14 protein-coding genes are annotated in these 19,360 nt (G+C 74.1%); 6 read left to right on the forward strand and 8 right to left on the reverse strand.

Going from position 1 to position 19,360, the window contains the following annotated elements:
- The first annotated feature begins 131 nt into the window (after positions 1–131).
- On the forward strand, positions 132–947 hold the full coding sequence (locus tag AC3ET3_RS02315; RefSeq protein ID WP_432134908.1) for a hypothetical protein: 816 nt from the start codon (positions 132–134) through the stop codon (positions 945–947).
- Positions 948–1,213: 266 nt separating this feature from the next.
- Here AC3ET3_RS02315 and AC3ET3_RS02320 read toward each other — a convergent pair whose 3' ends face one another.
- Positions 1,214–3,031: a cell division protein PerM gene (locus AC3ET3_RS02320; protein ID WP_435611522.1), complete on the reverse strand. Its 1,818-nt coding sequence runs from the start codon at positions 3,029–3,031 to the stop codon at positions 1,214–1,216.
- A 136-nt stretch (positions 3,032–3,167) separates the two neighbouring features.
- Here AC3ET3_RS02320 and AC3ET3_RS02325 point away from each other — a divergent pair, with 136 nt between their 5' ends.
- Positions 3,168–4,025 (forward strand): sigma factor-like helix-turn-helix DNA-binding protein, encoded by an 858-nt coding sequence (locus tag AC3ET3_RS02325; RefSeq protein ID WP_435611523.1) that lies wholly within the window; start codon positions 3,168–3,170, stop codon positions 4,023–4,025.
- 111 nt (positions 4,026–4,136) lie between these two features.
- Here the strand turns inward: AC3ET3_RS02325 and sucD are convergent, their stop codons facing one another.
- From sucD to AC3ET3_RS02355, 6 genes are all read right to left on the reverse strand, one after another.
- A complete protein-coding gene (gene sucD, locus AC3ET3_RS02330) occupies positions 4,137–5,021 on the reverse strand; it encodes a succinate--CoA ligase subunit alpha (RefSeq protein WP_432134911.1) in 885 nt (294 codons plus the stop codon).
- A gap of 26 nt (positions 5,022–5,047) precedes the next feature.
- The gene (gene sucC / locus AC3ET3_RS02335; RefSeq protein WP_432134912.1) at positions 5,048–6,229 is read right to left on the reverse strand and encodes an ADP-forming succinate--CoA ligase subunit beta; all 1,182 of its coding nucleotides are present in this window, start codon (positions 6,227–6,229) and stop codon (positions 5,048–5,050) included.
- A gap of 741 nt (positions 6,230–6,970) precedes the next feature.
- Complete coding sequence (locus tag AC3ET3_RS02340) at positions 6,971–7,330, reverse strand: hypothetical protein (RefSeq protein ID WP_432134913.1); 360 nt, start codon at positions 7,328–7,330, stop codon at positions 6,971–6,973.
- 251 nt (positions 7,331–7,581) lie between these two features.
- The gene (locus AC3ET3_RS02345) at positions 7,582–8,748 is read right to left on the reverse strand and encodes a VWA domain-containing protein (protein WP_432134914.1); all 1,167 of its coding nucleotides are present in this window, start codon (positions 8,746–8,748) and stop codon (positions 7,582–7,584) included.
- Positions 8,749–8,916: 168 nt separating this feature from the next.
- A complete protein-coding gene (locus AC3ET3_RS02350; RefSeq protein ID WP_435611524.1) occupies positions 8,917–11,421 on the reverse strand; it encodes a DUF5682 family protein in 2,505 nt (834 codons plus the stop codon).
- Complete coding sequence (locus AC3ET3_RS02355) at positions 11,418–12,548, reverse strand: ATP-binding protein (protein WP_432134916.1); 1,131 nt, start codon at positions 12,546–12,548, stop codon at positions 11,418–11,420. Before AC3ET3_RS02355 ends, AC3ET3_RS02350 begins: the two co-directional genes overlap by 4 nt.
- Before the next feature lie 146 nt (positions 12,549–12,694).
- On the opposite strand from AC3ET3_RS02355, the gene AC3ET3_RS02360 reads away from it, so the two are divergent.
- Positions 12,695–14,086, forward strand: a complete 1,392-nt coding sequence (locus AC3ET3_RS02360) for an SWIM zinc finger family protein (RefSeq protein ID WP_435611525.1) — start codon at positions 12,695–12,697, stop codon at positions 14,084–14,086.
- Between the two features lie 208 nt (positions 14,087–14,294).
- Complete coding sequence (locus AC3ET3_RS02365; protein ID WP_432134918.1) at positions 14,295–15,908, forward strand: DUF5691 domain-containing protein; 1,614 nt, start codon at positions 14,295–14,297, stop codon at positions 15,906–15,908.
- 29 nt (positions 15,909–15,937) lie between these two features.
- Here the strand turns inward: AC3ET3_RS02365 and icmB are convergent, their stop codons facing one another.
- The gene (icmB, locus tag AC3ET3_RS02370) at positions 15,938–16,360 is read right to left on the reverse strand and encodes a coenzyme B12-dependent isobutyryl CoA mutase small subunit (RefSeq protein WP_432134919.1); all 423 of its coding nucleotides are present in this window, start codon (positions 16,358–16,360) and stop codon (positions 15,938–15,940) included.
- A gap of 411 nt (positions 16,361–16,771) precedes the next feature.
- On the opposite strand from icmB, the gene AC3ET3_RS02375 reads away from it, so the two are divergent.
- Both AC3ET3_RS02375 and AC3ET3_RS02380 read left to right on the forward strand, forming a co-directional pair.
- The gene (locus AC3ET3_RS02375; RefSeq protein ID WP_435611526.1) at positions 16,772–17,659 is read left to right on the forward strand and encodes an esterase/lipase family protein; all 888 of its coding nucleotides are present in this window, start codon (positions 16,772–16,774) and stop codon (positions 17,657–17,659) included.
- Between the two features lie 72 nt (positions 17,660–17,731).
- Positions 17,732–19,348, forward strand: a complete 1,617-nt coding sequence (locus AC3ET3_RS02380; protein ID WP_435611527.1) for a M23 family metallopeptidase — start codon at positions 17,732–17,734, stop codon at positions 19,346–19,348.
- The last annotated feature ends 12 nt before the right edge of the window (positions 19,349–19,360 follow it).

Below are 19,360 nucleotides of genomic sequence, written 5' to 3' on the forward strand. Positions count from 1 at the left end.
GGTAGCGTCTGGGAGGAGCGGGTCCGGGAACGCGGTGGTCGTGCCGCACGTTCCCCGGGTGCACGCTCATGGACTCGCCCATGACTCGATGCAGATCCACGTCGAAATCACCTAGGGGAAGACGCTCTTTGATGCCGGACCGCAGCCTGCGACTCCTCACGTTCCCGCCGCTCCCGGCACAGGCCGGCGAGCGTGGCGCCGTGCTGCTGCGGGAGCGGCCCGGTTCTCCCCCCGAGACCGGCCAGACCTCCGACGGCGACCGCGACCGGGGCGGGGACCAGCAGGACGACAACCCCTTCGCGCCACCGCCGGAGGGCACTCCCGACCGGCCGTGGCAGCCGCGCCACCCCGCGACGGGCGGGGATCAGGGGCAGCAGGGCGGCGGCTCGCCCTGGGGCAGCCAGTGGAGCGACCGCCAGCCCGGGCGTTCCGACGGCGGGTTCGGTGAACGGCCCGGCGAGCGGCCGGGTGGCGGCCCGGAGGGCGGCGGGGGCCCGGGCGGCTCCGGCGGGCAGGGCGGCCCCGGCGGCTCCGCGCCGCGCTGGGACCCGACCGACCCCGCCCAGCGCCGGGCGCGCTACGCGCTGCTGGGCGGCATGTGGGCCTTCTTCTTCGCCCTGTTCAGCTGGACGTACGTGGCACTGCTGCTGGGGGCGCTCGCCCTGTACTGGGGCATCAGCGCCCTGCGCGCCAAGCCCCGCACCCCCGACCCCGACGCGCCGGCCGCCCCGCCCGCCCCCGGCACGGGCCGCCCCCAGACCACGGCCGCGATCAGCGGCCTGGTCACCGCGTCGCTGGCCCTCGCGGTGGTCGCCACCGTCTTCACGACCCAGCTGGTCTACCAGGACTACTACACCTGCAAGCAGGACGCCCTGACCCACGAGGCCGAGCAGGGCTGCAGCGACCTGCTGCCGAAGGAACTCCGGAGCATCCTCGGGGAGGACTGACGGTGAGGATGCCGGTGGCTTGCCCGGGTGGGTCCGGCTCACGGACCGACCGACGCCGACTGGCTGTCCTCCAGGGGATGCGTCGGCCCGCTCGGGGTCTCACCGCACGCGACCGGACGGGCGTCCGTGACCATTCGACACGTCAGGAGCCGGACGGCCGAGGCCGGCGCGGGTGAGGTCCCGCCGGAAACCGGCGTGGTCACCTGCCTGGTCGCCGACGCAGGTCACGCGCCCGGGCAGCCGGGTCGGCCGGTCGTGGGCCCCGGTCACGGGGAAGGCTGGTCGGGGTTCTCCGAGGGTTCGCCGGGAGGCGTTCGGCGGGCGGTGTCGTCGTGCCGGGGGTTCTGGTGCGAGGAGTCGTGGGGCGAGGGGTTCGGGTACGAATCCTGGGGCGAGGTGTGGTCGTGCGACGAGTCCCGGGGCGACGGGTTCGCGTACGAGGAGTGCTGCGAGGGGTGCTCGTACGAGGAGTGCTGGGGCGAGGGGTGCTCGTACGGAGGGAGCGGTGAGTCGAGGAGGGGGTCGGGGCTCGGGTCGTGGGGGAGGAAGTCGTAGGGCTCGAAGGTGGGGTCCGGGGCGGGTGCGGGCTTCGCGTCGGGGGTGCGGGGGACGCCGACCGGCGTGCGGTCGGCGGATGCCGATGCCGTGAACGTCCCGTCGGTCTCGGTGCCGGTGCCGTCCCGGCCCGTTCCCCGGCGTCGCCAGGCCCGTACCGCGAGCGCGGTCGGCACCGCCGTCACCGAGGTCCACGCCAGCGCCGCCGCCCCCACCTGCCATCCCACCGGCCCGAAGCGGGCGAGCGCGGCCGCCCCCAACGGGCCGCCGGACAGCGCGGCCAGCGCGCCCATGGCGACGGCGACGAACCCGGCGGCGAGCAGCGCGACACGGCAGGTCCGGCCGCCTGACCAGGGGAGACGGTTCTTCGGCCGGGCAGCGCCGCCGCTCTGGTCGTCGGCGGGCCGCGGGCCGGGCGGGCCCGGAACGCCGGCGGTGTGCTCCGCGAGGGCGTCGGCCACCGCCTGGCCACGGCCCGGTGCGGCCGCACGGGCCACGAACCAGCCCACCGTCACCCCCGCGACGACCGGCACCGCACCCGCCGCCCAGTTCCAGGGCGTCCCGGCGCCCGCGTCGGGCACCGCCGCGAGCAGCGGGAACGGCGGCAGCAGCGGCGCGGGGTCGGAGGCCAGCGGGGTGACCGGATGGCCGGCGCCGAGGGCGAAGCCGGGGCCGAGCGCGTAGGCCGCGCCCCACAGCGCCGCGTTGGGCAGGAGCGCCACGCACAGCAGCAGCACCGCGAACCGCCCCGACCACCCCTCCGTCAGCTGCAGGAACGTCATGCGCGCGACCGCGCCGTGCCACACCGACGACGCGGCCACCAGACCCGCGCCGCCCCCGGCGAGCAGCGCCACCCCGGCCCCCGCCGCCCGCCCGGCGGCGCCGAGCGCGGCTCTGCCGCCCGGGCCGAGTGCCCGCCGCCGCAGGCCGCGCGGCAACAGCAGGAGCACGTCGTCCAAGGGGCGCCGCGGACGGCCGTACGCCGTCCAGACCCCGGCCCCGGCCGCGACGGCGGCGACCGTCGGCAGCGCGACCGCCGTCCAGCCCCAGGCGGGGCGCAGATCACCGCCGGCCGCGTACAGCGCGGCGCCCGCGCCGACGGCGAGATAGCCGAGGACGACACCGGTCCACGCCGTACGGGCACCGGCCATCACCCCGTGCTCGTCGGCGAGGGCGGCGTCCCGCGCCGCCCGGTGCACCAGCCACCCCGGCAGCGCGAGCAGGAGCAGCGGGATGACGCCGACCGGCGCGGGCACGCCGGCGAGGGTTTCCGTGCGGACCAGTTCGGTCCCGTGGGCGAAGAGCCACAGGGCGGCGGCGACGTGCAGCGCGGCACTCGGCCCGCTGTCGGGGTAGGGAGAGCTGATCCAGAGCACCATCACCAGCACGGCGCAGGAGCCGAGCCCCAGCCCGGCGGCGAGCACGCCACCCAACAGGCTGGCGCCCAGTCCGGGTGATCGGTCGCGCATCCGGGTGAGCAGGGATGACAGGGACGATCGGCGAGCGGTCATCGGCAGCACACACGCCATGCTCCCAACGACACGCGATTTGACGTCGTAACAGGCGAAGCTCCGTTGTGTCGCCCAATATACGTTTATGTACTTTTCCGTACGGAAGTCCCGGACGGGGCCGGCCTCGGGTCAGGTGGCGGATGAGGTGCGGGCCATGACGGTCGGTCTGGTGAAGGAACCGCCGGAGAGCGCCCTGTCCGCCGAGCACGCGGTGCCACTGACCCCCGCTCAGGCTTTCGACGCGCTCTACGCGTTCTGCGCTCCCGCGCTCGTACGGCAGACCTATCTCCTCACCGGCCGCCGCGAACTCGCCCGCGAGTCCGTCGAGCGCGCCTTCCAGCACGCCTGGGACCACTGGCCGCGCGTGGCCCGCGACCCCGATCCGGCGGGCTGGGTGCGGGCGGCGGCGTACGAGTACGCCCTCTCCCCCTGGCACCGGCTGCGCCCGCGCTACCGTCACCCCGAGCCGCCCCCCGCCGACGCCGCCGACCGCGCGCTGCTCGACGCGCTGCTGCGGCTTCCGCCGCCGTACCGCCGTACCCTCGTGCTCTACGACGGGGTCGGCCTCGACCTGCCGGAGACGGCGGCGGAGACGGAGGCGAGCACCCCGGCGACCGCGCACCGTCTGCTGCACGCGCGCGAGGAGCTCACCGCGCGCGTTCCCGACCTCGCCGACCCCGCGCTGCTGCACCGCCGCCTCGCCGAGGTCGCCTCCGCCGAACGGCTGCGCGCGCCCAAGCCCCTGACCGTCCGGCTCGGCAGCGAACGCCGGGCACGCCTGTGGACGCGGGCGGCGGTCGCCGTCACGGTCGCCGTCATCGGCGTCACGGTCCTCGCGCTGCGCACCGCCCCCACGTCGTACGAGCCGCCGGTACCGGCCGGTGAGACGATCCAGGGCGTGCCGGAGAAGGCCGCCCCGGGCACCCTCTCGGACGCGGAACTCGACCTGCGTGCCCGGCTCAGGTCCCACACGGCCAACGGCCCGCAGCGGCTCGTGCCGCAGGCGCGATAGGCGGCTCGTACGCAGGGCCACCGGAGCGGGCGGCCACCACAGACGCCGGTGGGCCCGCCCCCACGCAGGGAGCGGGCCCACCGAGAACGCGGCCGAGCGGGATCGGCGGTGTCAGGCGCTCAAGATCTCCCGGGCCAGCTTCGCCGTCTCGGTCGGCGTCTTGCCGACCTTGACGCCGGCGGCCTCCAGGGCCTCCTTCTTCGCCTGGGCGGTGCCGGACGAGCCGGAGACGATGGCGCCCGCGTGACCCATGGTCTTGCCCTCGGGGGCGGTGAAGCCCGCGACGTAGCCGACGACCGGCTTGGTCACGTTCTCCTTGATGAACGCGGCCGCGCGCTCCTCGGCGTCGCCACCGATCTCACCGATCATCACGATCAGCTCGGTGTCGGGGTCGTCCTGGAACGCGGCCAGCGCGTCGATGTGCGTGGTGCCGATGATCGGGTCACCACCGATGCCGACGGCGGTCGAGAAGCCGATGTCACGCAGCTCGTACATCATCTGGTAGGTCAGCGTGCCGGACTTCGACACCAGGCCGATGCGGCCCGGCTTGGTGATGTCGCCCGGGATGATGCCGACGTTCGAGCCGCCCGGGGTGATGATGCCGGGGCAGTTCGGGCCGATGATGCGGGTCTTGTTGCCCTTCTTGCCGGCGTACGCCCAGAAGGCGGCCGTGTCGTGCACGGCGATGCCCTCGGTGATCACGACGGCCAGCGGGATCTCGGCGTCGATGGCCTCGACGACGGCGTCCTTGGTGAACTTCTCCGGCACGAAGATGACGGAGACGTTGGCGCCGGTCTTCTCGATGGCCTCCTTGACGGTGCCGAAGACGGGTACCTCGGTGCCGTCGAAGTCCACGGTCTGACCCGCCTTGCGCGGGTTCACGCCGCCCACGACGTTCGTGCCGTCACCGAGCATGAGCTTGGTGTGCTTCATGCCGGTGGCGCCGGTCATGCCCTGGACGATGACCTTGCTGTCCTTGTTGAGCCAGATAGCCATGGTGGTTTGAGTCCTCGTCCTTGTGCTTACTTGGCGGCGTGGGCCAGCTCGGCGGCCTTGTCGGCCGCGCCGTCCATGGTGTCGACGCGCTGCACCAGCGGGTGGTCGGCGTCGGTGAGGATCTGCCGGCCCAGCTCGGCGTTGTTGCCGTCGAGGCGGACGACGAGCGGCTTGGTGACGTCCTCGCCGCGCTCCTCCAGCAGCTTCAGGGCCTGGACGATGCCGTTGGCGACCTCGTCGCAGGCGGTGATGCCGCCGAAGACGTTGACGAAGACCGACTTGACGTCGGGGTCGCCGAGAATGATCTCCAGGCCGTTCGCCATGACCTGGGCGGAGGCGCCACCGCCGATGTCCAGGAAGTTGGCGGGCTTGACGCCACCGTGGTTCTCACCGGCGTACGCGACGACGTCCAGAGTGCTCATGACGAGACCCGCGCCGTTGCCGATGATGCCGACCTCGCCGTCGAGCTTGACGTAGTTGAGGTTCTTCTCCTTGGCGGCGGCCTCCAGCGGGTTGGCCGCGGCCTTGTCGTGGAGCTCCTCGAAGTCGGGGTGACGGAACTCGGCGTTGTCGTCCAGCGACACCTTGCCGTCGAGGGCGATGACGTCCCCGGAGGCGACCTTGGCCAGCGGGTTCACCTCGACCAGGAGGGCGTCCTCCTTGATGAAGGTGTCCCACAGCCGGACCAGGACGTTCACGACCTTGTCCGCGACCTCGGCCGGGAACTTCGCGGCCTCCACGATCTCGCGGGCCTTGGCCTCGTCCACACCGTCGATCGGGTCGATCGGGGTCTTGGCGACGGCCTCCGGACGGGTGGCCGCCACCTCCTCGATCTCCACGCCGCCCTCGACGGAGGCGATCGACAGGAAGGTGCGGTTGGCACGGTCGAGGAGGAAGGAGACGTAGTACTCCTCGACGATCTCCGGAGCGGTCTCGGCGATCATCACCTTGTGGACCGTGTGGCCCTTGATGTCCATGCCGAGGATGTCCGTCGCCCGGGCGACGGCCTCGTCCGGGGTGGCGGCGAGCTTGACGCCGCCGGCCTTTCCACGACCACCGACCTTCACCTGCGCCTTGACGACGGACTTGCCGCCCAGACGCTCGGTGATCTCGCGCGCCGCCTCAGGCGTGTCGATGACTTCACCGGCCAGCACCGGTACATCGTGCTTGGCGAAGAGGTCCCTCGCCTGGTACTCGAACAGGTCCACGCGCTTCCGTCCCTATCAGTGATCTCGCGGTTCGTTGGATGCGTGGGCGTGCCGCGAGGGCAACGTGACGACCGCATGTGTCACATGTCACAAGGGAAGCGCACACGGTGTCCGAGCGCGCGGCATGTCCGTCTCGCAGGTTATCTCTGCTACCGGGAGCCCTCTAAATCGCGGGTCACACCTGAGCGGTGATACCTGTCACATGATGCCGTCCTCACCGGCACGGGGTGCCGCGTGTGAGCGCTTGCGCCGACTGCGACCTGCGGCCTTCCCGGTGTGCGCAGGGTCCCCGCCCCGGTGCGGGCAAGGTGCCGGCCGGTCCGACGGCCGGACCGTCGGGGTCCCGCGTCCCGCGTGGTCACCGGATCTTCCGGAGGTCTCACCGGGTTGGGGTGGGCCCGGTGAGACCGCCGTGCACAGCCGGAGGCTGCTCGGGGCGGCCGTCCCCACCCCTTTGGGGACGGCCGGCCCCGGAACCGTGGAGCCCCACCCGAACAGGTCCGACGGCTTTCGGCCGTCCGGGTCGGTCACCCCACGGAGTCTGCTGCGCCAGGCGCCGTACGGGGCGGTGGCGGTCGTGTGCGTGTGCATGCGTCCCGTCAGGTCTCGGGAGGGGGTCGTCCGAGGCCCTGGAAGCCGCAGCCGATCCGGTTCGGGATCTTCGGGTTCCGGGGGCTTCCGGTTGCTGTCGGGCAGACCTGCTTCGCCCCCGGCGCGGCAGGGCGAGGGGAAGGCGTCCGGCTAGGCGGGGAAAACGGGAATGTCCCGGTACCGGTCCCGGCTCTCGAAGACGTCCGCACGCGCGACATCAACGGCCGCGAGCCTCCGCAGCTCCTGATGGTGCGGAGTGACGGCCCACGCGGCACCCACGGCCGACGCGTGCATCGGCTCCCGCGAGGATGCGCGCGCCGGTGCGTGCACGGGCGTCCGCGCCGGCAACGAAGCCGGCCGATCGGCAGCCGCCCGCACCACGTCACGCCCCGGCACGGCCGCTTCCGCCGCCTGAACGCCGGTCTCCGGATCCGGAGCTGCCTCCTCGGCCGCCTGCGCCTGGCCCCCGGACAACAGCCCCACCGCGAACAGTCCGCCCAGCAGCAACACCCCTCGGAACACACGCCGCCCCGCCCCGGGGCGCACGAGGCGCCGGGCGGCTGCTGAGGCCAGAGCGGTGAGCCAGGTCAAAGGGGGCTGACCTCCCGTGTGGCGGTACGGCTCGTCAAGGGCCGGGGTTGGCCTCGCGAAGGCGTCGATCCTTGCATGATGGTCCGGCGGTCACGCAAGCCCCTCGTTACCGATGAGTACTCATGTCCCGTTTGCCGGCCGCTCCGCCGGGACGTCGGGCCGACAAGTCGTCAGCCGGCGTCCGGTATCGGCAGTGGCCGCTTCTCGATCGCCGCCGCCATCACCTCCGGGAAGTGGTCCGGTGTACAGGCGAACGCCGGTGCCCCGAGCGCCGCCAACGCCGCCGCGTGGTCCCGGTCGTAGGCCGGCGCCCCCTCGTCCGACAGCGCGAGCAGCGTCACGAAGCGCACTCCCGACGCCTGCATCGCCGCGACCCGCTTCAGCATTTCCTGCCGTATGCCCCCCTCGTAGAGATCGCTGATCAGTACGACGACCGTGTCCGCGGGCCGGGTGATCCGCGACTGGCAGTACGCGAGCGCCCGGTTGATGTCCGTACCACCCCCGAGCTGCGTACCGAACAGGACGTCGACCGGATCGTCGAGCTGGTCGGTCAGGTCCACGACGGCGGTGTCGAAGACGACGAGCCGTGTGCTGATCGACCGCATGGATGCGAGCACGGCCCCGAACACCGACGCGTACACCACCGACGCCGCCATCGACCCCGACTGGTCGACACAGAGGATGACCTCCTTCCGGACCGCCCGCGACGCCCGCGCGTACCCGACCAGCCGTTCCGGCACCACCGTGCCGTGCTCCGGCAGGTAGTGCTTGAGGTTGGCCGCGATGGTGCGGTTCCAGTCGATGTCGCGATGGCGTGGCCTGCTGACCCTCGCGCCGCGGTCGAGCGCCCCGGTCAGGGTGGCCCGGGTACGGCTCGCGAGCCGCTGCTCCAGGTCCCCGACCACCTTGCGGACGACGCCTCTCGCGATCTCCCTGGTGCTCTCGGGCATCGCCTTGCCGAGTGAGAGCAGGGTGCCGACCAGGTGCACGTCCGGCTCCACCGCGGCCAGCATCTCCGGCTCCAGCAGCAGCGTGGACAGGCCGAGCCGGTCGATGGCGTCGCGCTGCATGACCTGGACGACGGAGGAGGGGAAGTACCTCCGGATGTCACCGAGCCAGCGCGCCACCGCCGGTGCCGACGCGCCCAGCCCAGCCGTGCGCTCCCGCCCCGACGGCGCCCTGTCGGCGCGCCCGTAGAGCGCGGACAGCGCTCCGTCCATCGCCGCGTCCCGCCCCGCCAACACATACCCCGTGCCGTCCGCCGCCTCGCCCCCCAGCACCAGGCGCCACCGCCGCAGCCGCGCCTGGTCCTCTGCCTCCCGCTGTCCGGGCGTCATTCCCTCACGTCCCCCTGTATCCCCTGCACCGCCTACGCCACCTACGCCACCTGTGCCCACTGGATCCATCTCACCCTCCCTCACGCCTCTGTCCTTTTCCTCCGTCTCCGCCTCCGTCCCCTCTTGTTCCTCCTCCTCGCCTCCCGGTGCTTCGGCCCGCCTGCGCCGTCACGCCCTCACACCCGCGCTGCTCCGACCCTCCGGCGCCCCCAGCAGCAGCCGGACCACCGGCAGCACCGCCTCCGCACGCGCCCGGTCCGGCTCCGGCGCGAACCCCGGGGCCGCCGCCCCCGCCCCCGTCACCTCGCCACGCTCCGCCGGCCCACGCCGCACCAGCTCGCCCAGCGTTCGGCGCACCCCCGTCTCGTACGCGGAGAACGTCCGCCGCAGGAGCGGCAGCACATCCGTGAAGGCCTCCGCCGGCACACCGGTCAGCCACTCGTCGACCAGGGCCAGCAGCCGCTCGTCGTGGACCAGCAGCATCCCCCCTCCGGAGCCGCCCCCGAGGAACCCCTCGATCCACAGTGCCGCGTCGGCCGGTGGCGTCCCGACCGACAGGGCGAGCCCCATGAGGCGCGCCGCCTCGTCCGGCTCCAGTTCCCCACAGTCCAGCAACAGCCGTACGGCCCGCCCCCGCACGACTCCCGGCACGCTGTCCCGCCCCGCCAACGTCCGCAGCACCGCCCGCCACCGGGCCGGGAGGCCGGAGGGGGTGGCGGCTCGGCAGGGTTCACCACCGGGCTCCCCGCTGGCATCCCCCAGCAGCCCCACCACCCCGTGCACCGCGTCCACGTGGCGGCGCATCTCCTCCGCCGCGTCGGCGTCGAGTCCGGCGCAGGCCGCAGGCAGCCCCACGAAGATCCGCTCGGCGAGACCCGCCGCCACCTCCGCCAGCGCCCCGGTGCCGGTGCCCCGGACGTCGCCGTAGCGCAGCGAACGGACCAGCGCGGGCAGGGCCTGGGCGAGGTGACCGACATCGGTGTCGAGGGCCGCCCGGTCGGCGAGGACCCGCATCACGGCGGGCAGCGCCCGCGGCAGTTCGGCGAGCAGACAGCACTCGGCGAGGCCGGTGACCTCGGCCAGGGTCTGTGCGCCGACGGCGTCCGCCTCCGCCTTCGCGGTGGCCGCCGCGCACACGGTGGTCCCCCACACGCCGGCCTCCGCGACCCGCACCGACAGCTCCGGCTCCCAGTGCAGCCGCCACGTCTCCCGGAAGGTGCCCGTGCCGGCCCGTGAGGCCGTGGGCCGGCCCCACTCGACGCCGAGCAGTCGCAGCCGGTGCAGCAGGCGGCCGCGCTCCGCGTCGGTCTCCTTGCGCAGATCCAGCTCCAGTTCCCGCTCCCGCGCCTCCGGCCTGAGCCGCAGTCGCCGCTGCAGCCGGTCCAGGTCACGCTGCAAGGGCACCGCGGGCGCCGTGGCCGGTACCTCGCCCAGCACGTCCCCCACCTCCAGCCGGTCCCGCACCAGGTCGAGCGGCACGTCCGAGCCGTCGCACAGCACCGCCCGCACCGCGTCGGTGGCCTCCCCGAGGCCGGGCAGCGGCCTGCCGCGCAGCGCGGCGAGCGTGTCCGCCAGCCGCACCGCCTCGATGACGTGCGCGGGGGACACCGTCCGGCCCTCCTCCCGGAGCAGCCCGGCGACCCTGGTCAGCCAGCGCTCGACCGGCCGGTCCGGGGCGGCGAACAGATGGCCGTACCACCCCGGCGAGCTGATGCCCGCCCCGTATCCTCCGGCCCGCGCCAGCCTCCGGTGGGTCCACGGCACCCAGGTCGTGTCCACCTTGACCTTCGGCAGCCCCTTCAGCAGAGCCCGGTCGGCGGACACGGTGGTCCGCCGCCGCAGCGCCGGGACATGCCAGGCTCCGCACACCACGGCCACCCCGTCGGCCCCGAACTCCCGGACCGCCGCCCGCACCTGGAGCCGCATCGCCGCCTCGCGCACGGCGTCCCGCTCGTGCTGCCCGTCGGGCTGGGTCTCCCGCATGGCTCCCATCGCCTCCTCCAGCGCGGCGAACGGCGCGAACGGTCCCGCCGGGCCCCCGCCCCGGTGCTCGACGACGTCCTCCCACCAGCGCTCCGCGTCCTCGTACCCGGCGGCCTCGGCGAGCACGGCCAGGGGATCAAGCCGAAGCCCCTCCCCATGGCCCTCCGGCTCCCCCGCTCCCTCCCCCAGACCCCTGTGCTCCCCGCCGGGCTCCCCCTGCTCCGCCGGGTCGCCCGGCTCCCCGTCGGCCCGCCCCGCCGCGGCCCGGCCCGCCCCGGGCTGGTCTGCGTCGCCCTGCCCACCGCTCGGCCCTCCCCAGCCCCTTTCTCCCGTGCCCGTGTCCTCCCGCCCTTGCCACGCCAGCGTGTGCGCCGCCGGCAGGTCGATGAAGCGGACCGGAACCCCCTGCTCCAGGGCCCAGCGGAGCGCGACCCACTCCGGGGAGAACGCGGCGAACGGCCAGAAGGCGGAGCGGCCGGGCTCGTCGACGGCGTGGGCGAGCAGGGCCACCGGCGGCCGCATGTCCTCGTCGGCGGCGAGCGCCAGCAGTGTGTCGGCCTCCGGCGGTCCCTCGATCAGCACCGCCCTCGGCCGGGCTGCCGTCAGCGCCGCCCGCACGGCCCGGGCGGAGCCGGGCCCGTGGTGCCGTACCCCCAGCAGCAGGGGCCCCTGCCCCCGTCCCCCGCTCATCCGGCCGCCTCCCGGCAGGCCCGGTAGAAGTCGGTCCACCCCTCGCGCTCGCGGACCACGGCCTCCAGGTACTCCTGCCAGACGACCCGGTCCGCGGCCGGATCGCGGACGACCGCGCCGAGGAGACCGGCGGCCATGTCGCCGGGCCGCAGGACACCGTCGCCGAAGTGGGCGGCGAGGGCGAGGCCGCCGGTCACGACAGAGATGGCCTCGGCGGTGGACAGGGTGCCGCTGGGCGACTTCAGCTTCGTCCGGCCGTCGGCGGTGACCCCGGCTCGCAGTTCCCGGAAGACCGTGACCACCCGGCGGATCTCGTCCGCCCCGTCGGGCACGGCCGGCAGGTCGAGGGATCGGCCGATCTGGTCGACGCGGCGCGCGACGATGTCCACCTCGGCGTCGACACTGGCCGGCAGCGGCAGCACCACACTGTTGAAACGGCGGCGCAGGGCGCTGGAGAGGTCGTTGACCCCGCGGTCGCGGTCGTTGGCGGTGGCGATGAGGTTGAAGCCGCGTACGGCCTGCACCTCCTGCCCCAGCTCGGGGATCGGCAGGGTCTTCTCCGACAGGAGGGTGATGAGGGTGTCCTGCACATCGGCCGGGATACGGGTCAGCTCCTCCACCCGGGCCGTCATGCCCTGGGCCATGGCCCGCATGACGGGGCTGGGCACGAGGGCGTCGCGGCTCGGGCCGTGGGCGAGCAGTCGCGCGTAGTTCCAGCCGTAGCGGATGGCCTCCTCCGGGGTGCCCGCCGTGCCCTGCACCAGCAGGGTGGAGTCCCCGCTGACGGCCGCGGCCAGGTGCTCGGAGACCCAGGTCTTGGCGGTGCCGGGCACGCCGAGCAGCAGCAGGGCGCGGTCGGTGGCGAGTGTCGTGACGGCGACCTCGACGATGCGGCGCGGACCCACGTACTTCGGCGTGATCACGGTGCCGTCCGGCAGGGTACCGCCCAGGAGGTAGGTGGCGACCGCCCACGGCGACAGCTTCCACCGCGGTGGTCGGGGGCGGTCGTCCTGCCGTGCCAGCGCGGCGAGTTCATGGGCGAACGCGTCCTCGGCGTGCGGTCGCAACGCCTCGGTCTGCTTCTCCTCCGCCAGGTCCACGGACCTCGGTTCCACGGACACAGACACAGCTGGTCCCCCTCTCCAGCTCGGCCGGTTCGGATCTGGCTCCCACCTTGCACCACCCCACTGACAGTCGGCCCTGACCTGGGAAAATGGTCTGCTCCGAGCTACGTCCGGGCCGATTGTCAGTGGGTGGGCCTACGGTCTTCGGTATGACTCAGCAGGGGGTGCGCCGGACCGCGGACCAGGTGCTGGAACTGGCGCCTGACGACGCGTCACGCAAAGCGGGGAGCAAACTCGCCTCGGCCGGTGCGTGGTCGGGGACGGGCAGCAGCGAGGAGGGGGTGGTGTGGGGTCTGTGCAAGGGGAGCGGCCGTACGCCGTACCGGACGGTCGTGGACCTGGCGGACCCCGCCGGCGGACCGGCGTACCGGTGCGGTTGCCCGAGCCGCAAGTTCCCGTGCAAGCACGCTCTCGGGCTGCTGCTGCTCTGGTCGGGCGGTGAGGCGGCGGTCCCCGGAGGGCGGGCGGCGCCGGAGTGGGCGGAGGCATGGCTCGCGGGCCGGCGCGAGCGCCGTGGAGCGGGGGGAGAAGAGGGGGCGGGTGGAGAGAAGGGGCCGGGCGGCGGGGGCGCCCGGCCCCCGGCCGGCCCGGTGGACCGCGAGGCGGCGCGCCGGCGGGCGGAGCGCCGGGCCGAGCGGATCACGGCGGGGGCGACCGAGCTGGAGCAGCGCCTGGCCGACCTGCTGCGCTCCGGCCTGGCCACGGCCGAGCAGGCGGGGTACGGGCTGTGGGAGGAGACGGCGGCCCGCATGGTCGACGCGCAGGCGCCCGGGCTGGCGTCCCGGGTGCGGGAGCTGGGCTCGATCCCCGGGTCGGGCCCGGACTGGCCGGTGCGGCTGCTGGAGGAGTGCGCGCTGCTCCACCTGCTGGACCGGGGCTGGCTGGGCCGCGCGCGGCTGCCCGAGGAGCTGGTGGCGACGGTCCGCTCCCGCGTCGGCCTGACCGGTGCGGCGGAGGGGCCGCCGGAGCGCGACCACTGGCTGGTCCTCGCCCAGTACGACACCGCGGACGCCAAGCTGACGACCCGCCGGATCTGGCTGTACGGCACCGGCACCGGCCGTACGGCGCTGCTCCTGTCGTACGGCGCCGCCGGACGGACTCCGGAGCTGGCGCTCCCGGTGGGGCTGGCCGTGGACGCCGAGCTGTCCGCGTTTCCGGAGACCGGCCGGCGGCGCGCGGCCCTGACGGAGCGCCGTTCCCCGCCCGTCCCCACCAGCGCGCGGCCGCCGGGTGTGTCGACCGGCACGGCGGCCGCCCACTACGGTGACGCCCTGTGTGAGGACCCCTGGCTGGACTCCGTGCCGGTGACGCTGGACGACGTCGTCCCGGTACCGGACGGCCCGTCGTGGCAACTCGCGGATGCCGCCGGGGACACGGCGCTCCCCCTCGCGCCGGGCGCCGCCGCCCGCCCCGGTCTGTGGCGGCTGGTGGCTCTGTCCGGCGGCGCCCCCGTCAAGGTCTTCGGCGAGTGCGGCCACCGCGGCTTCACGCCCCTGACGGCGTGGCCTGCCGGCCCCGGGGAGGCCGTCGCCCTGTGCTGACTCACTCCTCGCGCCCGTCGCCTCCCGCCGCCACGCATACGTGCGGCCGCAGAGGACACCCGGCCCCACACAGCGTCTCCCTCACCACCCGCAGCAACTGGACCGCAAGGAACAAGAGGAACAACCAGCCCGAGGGGACCGACCGGTGCGGCAGCACCAAGAACACCGGCAGCGCCAGGAACACCGGCAGCGCCAGGAAGGGACCCCCATGAACGGCACCACGGCCGCGGCCCCGCCCGGCGCCTGGGAAGCGCTGGTCACCGCGGCGCTCCTGGGCACCGACCGGCGGACGCCCCCCGGGGTGCCGCCGGGCCCCGACGCTCCCTCGGCGCTCCTGGACGCGGCGGCCGCCGAGACCGTACGGCGCCGCGCCGGACTGCGCCCGGGCCCGGCAGCCCGTCGCCCGGATCCGGCCCCCGAGGACCCGCGCCGGCCGCTTCCGCCCGCGGCGGCGCGCCGCCTCGCCCTGCTGCTGGCCGACCGGCCCGGCGCGGCCGGCGGCGGCCGGCGCGGCGCCACCCCCGACCTCATCGAGCTGCTGCCCCAGTGGCTGGCGGCTGCCAACGCGCACGGTTACGGCGCGCCACCGCAGGCGCTTCCGGCCCTGCTGGACGCGGCCCGCGGGCGTACGGACCTGCGGCCGGCGGCGCTGGAGTTCGCGGGGCCACGCGCCCTGTGGCTGGCCCGGCTCAACCCGGACTGGCGGTTCGCCCTGCGCGCCACACCGGGCGGTGGCGCGTCCCTGCCCGGCGCCCAGGACACCGAGCAGGTCAGGCGGCTGTGGCAGGAGGGGCTGTTCGCGGAGCGGGTCGCCCTGCTGGCGGCGCTGCGCTCGCGCACCCCGGACGCCGCCCGGGAGCTGCTGGCCGCCACCTGGCCGACGGAGCGTGCCGAGGACCGGCTGATGTTCCTGGACTCGCTGCGCACGGGTCTCGGCCCGCGCGACGAGCCCTTCCTGGAGCAGGCGCTCGCCGACCGTTCCCGTACCGTCCGGTCGACCGCCGCCGAGCTGTTGTCGGCCCTGCCGGAGTCGGCCCTGGCGGCTCGGATGGCCGCCCGCGCCGCCACCTGCGTGGCACTGGACCTCACGCAGCCGACGCCGACGATCGTCGTGGAGGCGCCGCACGACTGCGACGCGGGCATGGAGCGCGACGGGGTGGTCCCCAGGCCGCCGACCGGGCGGGGCGAACGGTCGTGGTGGCTCGGCCAGCTGGTGGAGGCGGCCCCGCTGGGCGCCTGGCCGGCGCGGCTGGGCGGCCGTGCGCCCGAGGAGATCGTGGCGCTGCCGGTGGCCGACGACTGGCTGTCGGAGCTGCACGCGGCCTGGTGCCGGGCCGCCGTGAGGCAGCGGGACGCGCTCTGGTCACGGGCGCTCCTCGGTTCGCCGTCGGCGCCGGAGGCGGGCGGCCCCGGAGCGGTGTCCCTGGCCGAGCGCGCCAAGCTGCTGAGCACCTTGCCGGCCGGAGAACGCGCCGAATGGGTGGCCGGCTTCATCGCCGCGCACGGTCTGTCGGAGGCGTTCCAGCTGCTCGGCGTGTGCGCGGTGCCGTGGGCGGCGCCGCTCGGGCGGGCCGTGGTCGACGCGCTGAACATCGCCCGCGACGCGGGCAGCTACCCGTGGAGCTTCAGCGGGGTGATGGGGCTGGCCGAGCGCTGTCTCGACCCGTCGGAGGCGGGCCGGCTGGACGCGCTGCTGGCGGTGCCCGAGGAGCCGGAGGACGCCTCGCCCGGTGCCGGGGGCTACTGGGCGGAGGCGTTCCAGCGGCTGGTCACGACCCTGCGGTTGCGCGGGGTGATGCGACAGGAGCTGGAGGCACCATGACGGATCGACCCCAGGTCACGGACTGCGGCTCAGCTGCCCGAGCCGGCCGGCTGCCGGACGTGTGCCCGGACCCAGTCCACGATCGACTGTGTGGTGGCGCCGGGTGTGAAGATCTCGGCGACGCCCTTCTCCTTCAGCGGCGGGATGTCCGCCTCGGGGATGATGCCCCCGCCGAAGACCAGGATGTCCGCCGCGTCCCGCTCCTTGAGCAGCTCGATCACGGCGGCGAAGAGCGTGTTGTGCGCCCCGGAGAGGATGGACAGGCCGATCGCGTCGGCGTCCTCCTGGATCGCCGTGTCGACGATCTGCTCCGGGGTCTGGTGGAGGCCCGTGTAGATGACCTCCATACCGGCGTCGCGCAACGCGCGCGCGATCACCTTGGCCCCGCGATCGTGGCCGTCGAGCCCCGGCTTGGCCACCACCACGCGGATCGGACCGGCTGCCACACCCATCACTGCCTCCATGAAGCGACTACATCCATCCGTACCGGATCCTGCTGAATCCATGCACACCGATTCGTACCGACGGACACCCCGCACCACGCCGGGCGGGGAAGTGAACGAACGTTATCGCCAGCATCCCGCAACCGGCAGTTTCGCGGTGGAGAGGGAGGGGGAAATCACACGGTGGGACACTTTCACCGCGCACGGTTCCCCTTCCTGGCGGGGGAACGGGCGCACCGGGAGCCGCTCCGAGGTCGCCGCACCACCGCGCCACAGGGCCGCGCATCGTGGTGGTACGGCGGATCGGCGAAGGCACGGCGGGCTCGCCTCGCGCGCCCCGTCGTCCACCTCCGCCGCGGCCTCCCACGAGGGCACACGGGGGACACGGGCGTCCCGTCGTGTGCCGACAGGAGGTCGGCCATGAAGGTCACCTGGGCCCTGGAGCCCCTGCTTCCGCTCTGTCAGCGTCTCCTGCCGAGCAGGCTGGCGGGACTCTCCGTGACTCTCCTGAAGGCGACCGCCCTGGAGCTGGCCATCCTCGCGGGCCATCTCGTCCTCTATCCGTCGGGCATCGTCCAGGAACGGCGCACTCCGCCCGCGCTGCCCCCGGGGGACGGCGACACCGCCGAGCCGGCGCAGCTGCCGGCCCAGGGCGCTCCCCCGGTGGTGCTGCTGCACGGGTTCATCGACAACCGTTCCGTCTTCGTCCTGCTGCGGCGCAGTCTCGCCCAGCACGGCAGGCACCAGGTGGAGTCGCTCAACTACTCGCCGCTGACCTGCGACATCCGCACGGCGGCGGAGCTGCTGGGCCGCCACATAGAGGGCATCTGCGCCCGCACCGGCAGCCGACGGGTCGACATCGTGGGACACAGCCTGGGCGGGCTGATCGCCCGGTACTACGTGCAGCGCCTGGGCGGCGACGCCCGGGTACGGACGCTGGTCACGCTCGGCACCCCGCACTCGGGCACCCGGGTGGCGCGGCTGGCGACCGCGCACCCGATCGCGCGCCAGATGCGTCCGGGGTCGGCGGTCATCGAGGAGCTGAAGGAGCCCGCGCCGGGCTGCCGGACCCGGTTCGTCGGCTTCTGGAGCGACCTCGACCACATCATGGACCCGCTGGAGTCGGCCTGCGTCGACCACCCGGACCTGCGGGCGGTGAACGTACGCGTGACGGGGATCGGCCATCTCGCGCTTCCCGTGCACCCGGCGGTCGCCATGGGCGTCCGGCAGGCGCTGGACGCGGAGGGCCCGGCGGCGGATCCGGCCGCCTCGGCGGAGGCCCGGGCCGGTGGTCTGACGGTCGCCTGACCCGTTTCTCTCTCGAACAGCTCTCGAACATAGAGCCAAGGTCGTGCCCGCGGTCCCCCGAAACACGGCCGAATGCCCGTTTCCCCGGGCTCCGAAACCCGTCGAAGATTGTCGTGCCCGCGTACCGCCGGGTACAGTCACCGCACTGCTCTGGCAGCCCCTGTTGTCGAGGCGAAAGAGAAGTTGGTGAACGACCGTCACCCGTCGGGGACCATGACCACCCCGGCATCGGCTTCCGAAGCCGCCTCGGCGCCCTACGCGTCGTACGGCACCCAGGAAGCCGCGTACGACGGCTTCACCTCCTATGACACCGGGTACGACACCGGCGCCCACCCGACGACGGGGCTCGGTGACGCCGCTTACGCGACCGGGACGTACGACACCGGCGGCTACGGCACCGGCACGTACGACACCGGCGCCTACGATTCCGGTCAGTGGTCGACGAGCAGCCACCAGACGCTGAACCACGACCCGTACGCGGCCCAGCACCACGCCGCCTATGACACGGGCGCCTACGACACCACCTCCTGGTCCGCCGGCTACCAGCAGCTGGTCCCCCAGCAGCAGGGCGCCCCCGACACCAGCGGCCAGTGGGACGCGAGCACCTGGCTGCAGGCCGACCAGCCCGCGGGGTCGGCCGACCGGACCCAGCAGTGGGAGTGGGGTACCCAGTCCTTCGACACCGGCGCCTACGACGCCACGCAGTGGAACACCGCGGACGGTGAGCCGACGCCGGGCCCCGGCCCGTACCAGGACACCGGCGACCCCTACCAGGACGACGCCGAGCCGTACCAGGACAACGCCGAGCCGGCGGCCACCGGCGAGCTGCCCGTCGTAGAAACGCTTCCGCACGCCGAGGACGAGGACGGGCAGGCGCCCGGCGAGCTGCTCCTCGACGCGCAGGAGGACGTCACTCCCGTACCGGCCCCCCGGGCGGCTTCGCGCGGTGGCAGCCGCTCCCGGCGCCGTACGCCCGCGAAGCGCTCCGCGCTGTTGACCGTGGCCGTGCCGTCGGTGTGCGTGATGGGTGTCGCCGGGATCGCCGCCGCCTCGGTGGGCACGCTCACCGGGGACGACACGGACACCAGCGCCACCGCCGCCGACGCGCCGGTGGTGAAGGCGTCCGCCGCGAACGACAAGCTGGCCGCCCAGCTGCTCGACGTACGGGAGGGCGCGGACGACTTCAGCGACCGGGTCAGCCGCGAGCAGGAACGCATCGACCTCAAGGCGCAGCAGGAGCTGGAGCGGAAGAAGGCGCTGGCGGAGGCGGCTCGCAAGGAGCGGCTGCGCCCGAAGTACGCCGTCCCGGTGGGCCAGCACGGTCTCAGCGCCTACTACGGCCAGTCCGGCGTCAACTGGATGTCCATGCACACGGGCATCGACTTCCCGGTCTCCTACGGCACCACCGTGATGGCCGCGACCGACGGTGTCGTGCGGACCCAGTGGAACAGCGCCTACGGCAACATGATGATCGTGACCGCCAAGGACGGCACGGAGACCTGGTACTGCCACCTCTCCAGCTACCGTGTGGCCTCCGGTACGACGGTGAAGGCCGGCGACCCGATCGCGTACTCCGGGAACTCCGGCAACTCGACCGGCCCGCACCTGCACTTCGAGGTCCGGCCGAGCGGCGGCTCGCACATCGACCCGCTGGCCTGGCTGCGCAGCCACGGACTGGACCCGACCTGATCCGGCCCCGTC

This window comes from Streptomyces sp. bgisy159 (assembly GCF_057707805.1).

What these genes read in the sequence shown, in the direction of transcription:
- icmB (WP_432134919.1), bottom strand. Translation starts at nt 16,360, where the DNA reads ATGGGTGTGGCAGCCGGTCCGATCCGCGTGGTGGTGGCCAAGCCGGGG.
- AC3ET3_RS02345 (WP_432134914.1), bottom strand. Translation starts at nt 8,748, where the DNA reads ATGACGCCCGGACAGCGGGAGGCAGAGGACCAGGCGCGGCTGCGGCGG.
- AC3ET3_RS02325 (WP_435611523.1), top strand. Translation starts at nt 3,168, where the DNA reads ATGACGGTCGGTCTGGTGAAGGAACCGCCGGAGAGCGCCCTGTCCGCC.
- AC3ET3_RS02380 (WP_435611527.1), top strand. Translation starts at nt 17,732, where the DNA reads ATGCCCGTTTCCCCGGGCTCCGAAACCCGTCGAAGATTGTCGTGCCCG.
- AC3ET3_RS02320 (WP_435611522.1), bottom strand. Translation starts at nt 3,031, where the DNA reads ATGGCGTGTGTGCTGCCGATGACCGCTCGCCGATCGTCCCTGTCATCC.
- AC3ET3_RS02315 (WP_432134908.1), top strand. Translation starts at nt 132, where the DNA reads ATGCCGGACCGCAGCCTGCGACTCCTCACGTTCCCGCCGCTCCCGGCA.
- AC3ET3_RS02360 (WP_435611525.1), top strand. Translation starts at nt 12,695, where the DNA reads ATGACTCAGCAGGGGGTGCGCCGGACCGCGGACCAGGTGCTGGAACTG.
- AC3ET3_RS02375 (WP_435611526.1), top strand. Translation starts at nt 16,772, where the DNA reads ATGAAGGTCACCTGGGCCCTGGAGCCCCTGCTTCCGCTCTGTCAGCGT.
- AC3ET3_RS02365 (WP_432134918.1), top strand. Translation starts at nt 14,295, where the DNA reads ATGAACGGCACCACGGCCGCGGCCCCGCCCGGCGCCTGGGAAGCGCTG.
- sucD (WP_432134911.1), bottom strand. Translation starts at nt 5,021, where the DNA reads ATGGCTATCTGGCTCAACAAGGACAGCAAGGTCATCGTCCAGGGCATG.
- AC3ET3_RS02350 (WP_435611524.1), bottom strand. Translation starts at nt 11,421, where the DNA reads ATGAGCGGGGGACGGGGGCAGGGGCCCCTGCTGCTGGGGGTACGGCAC.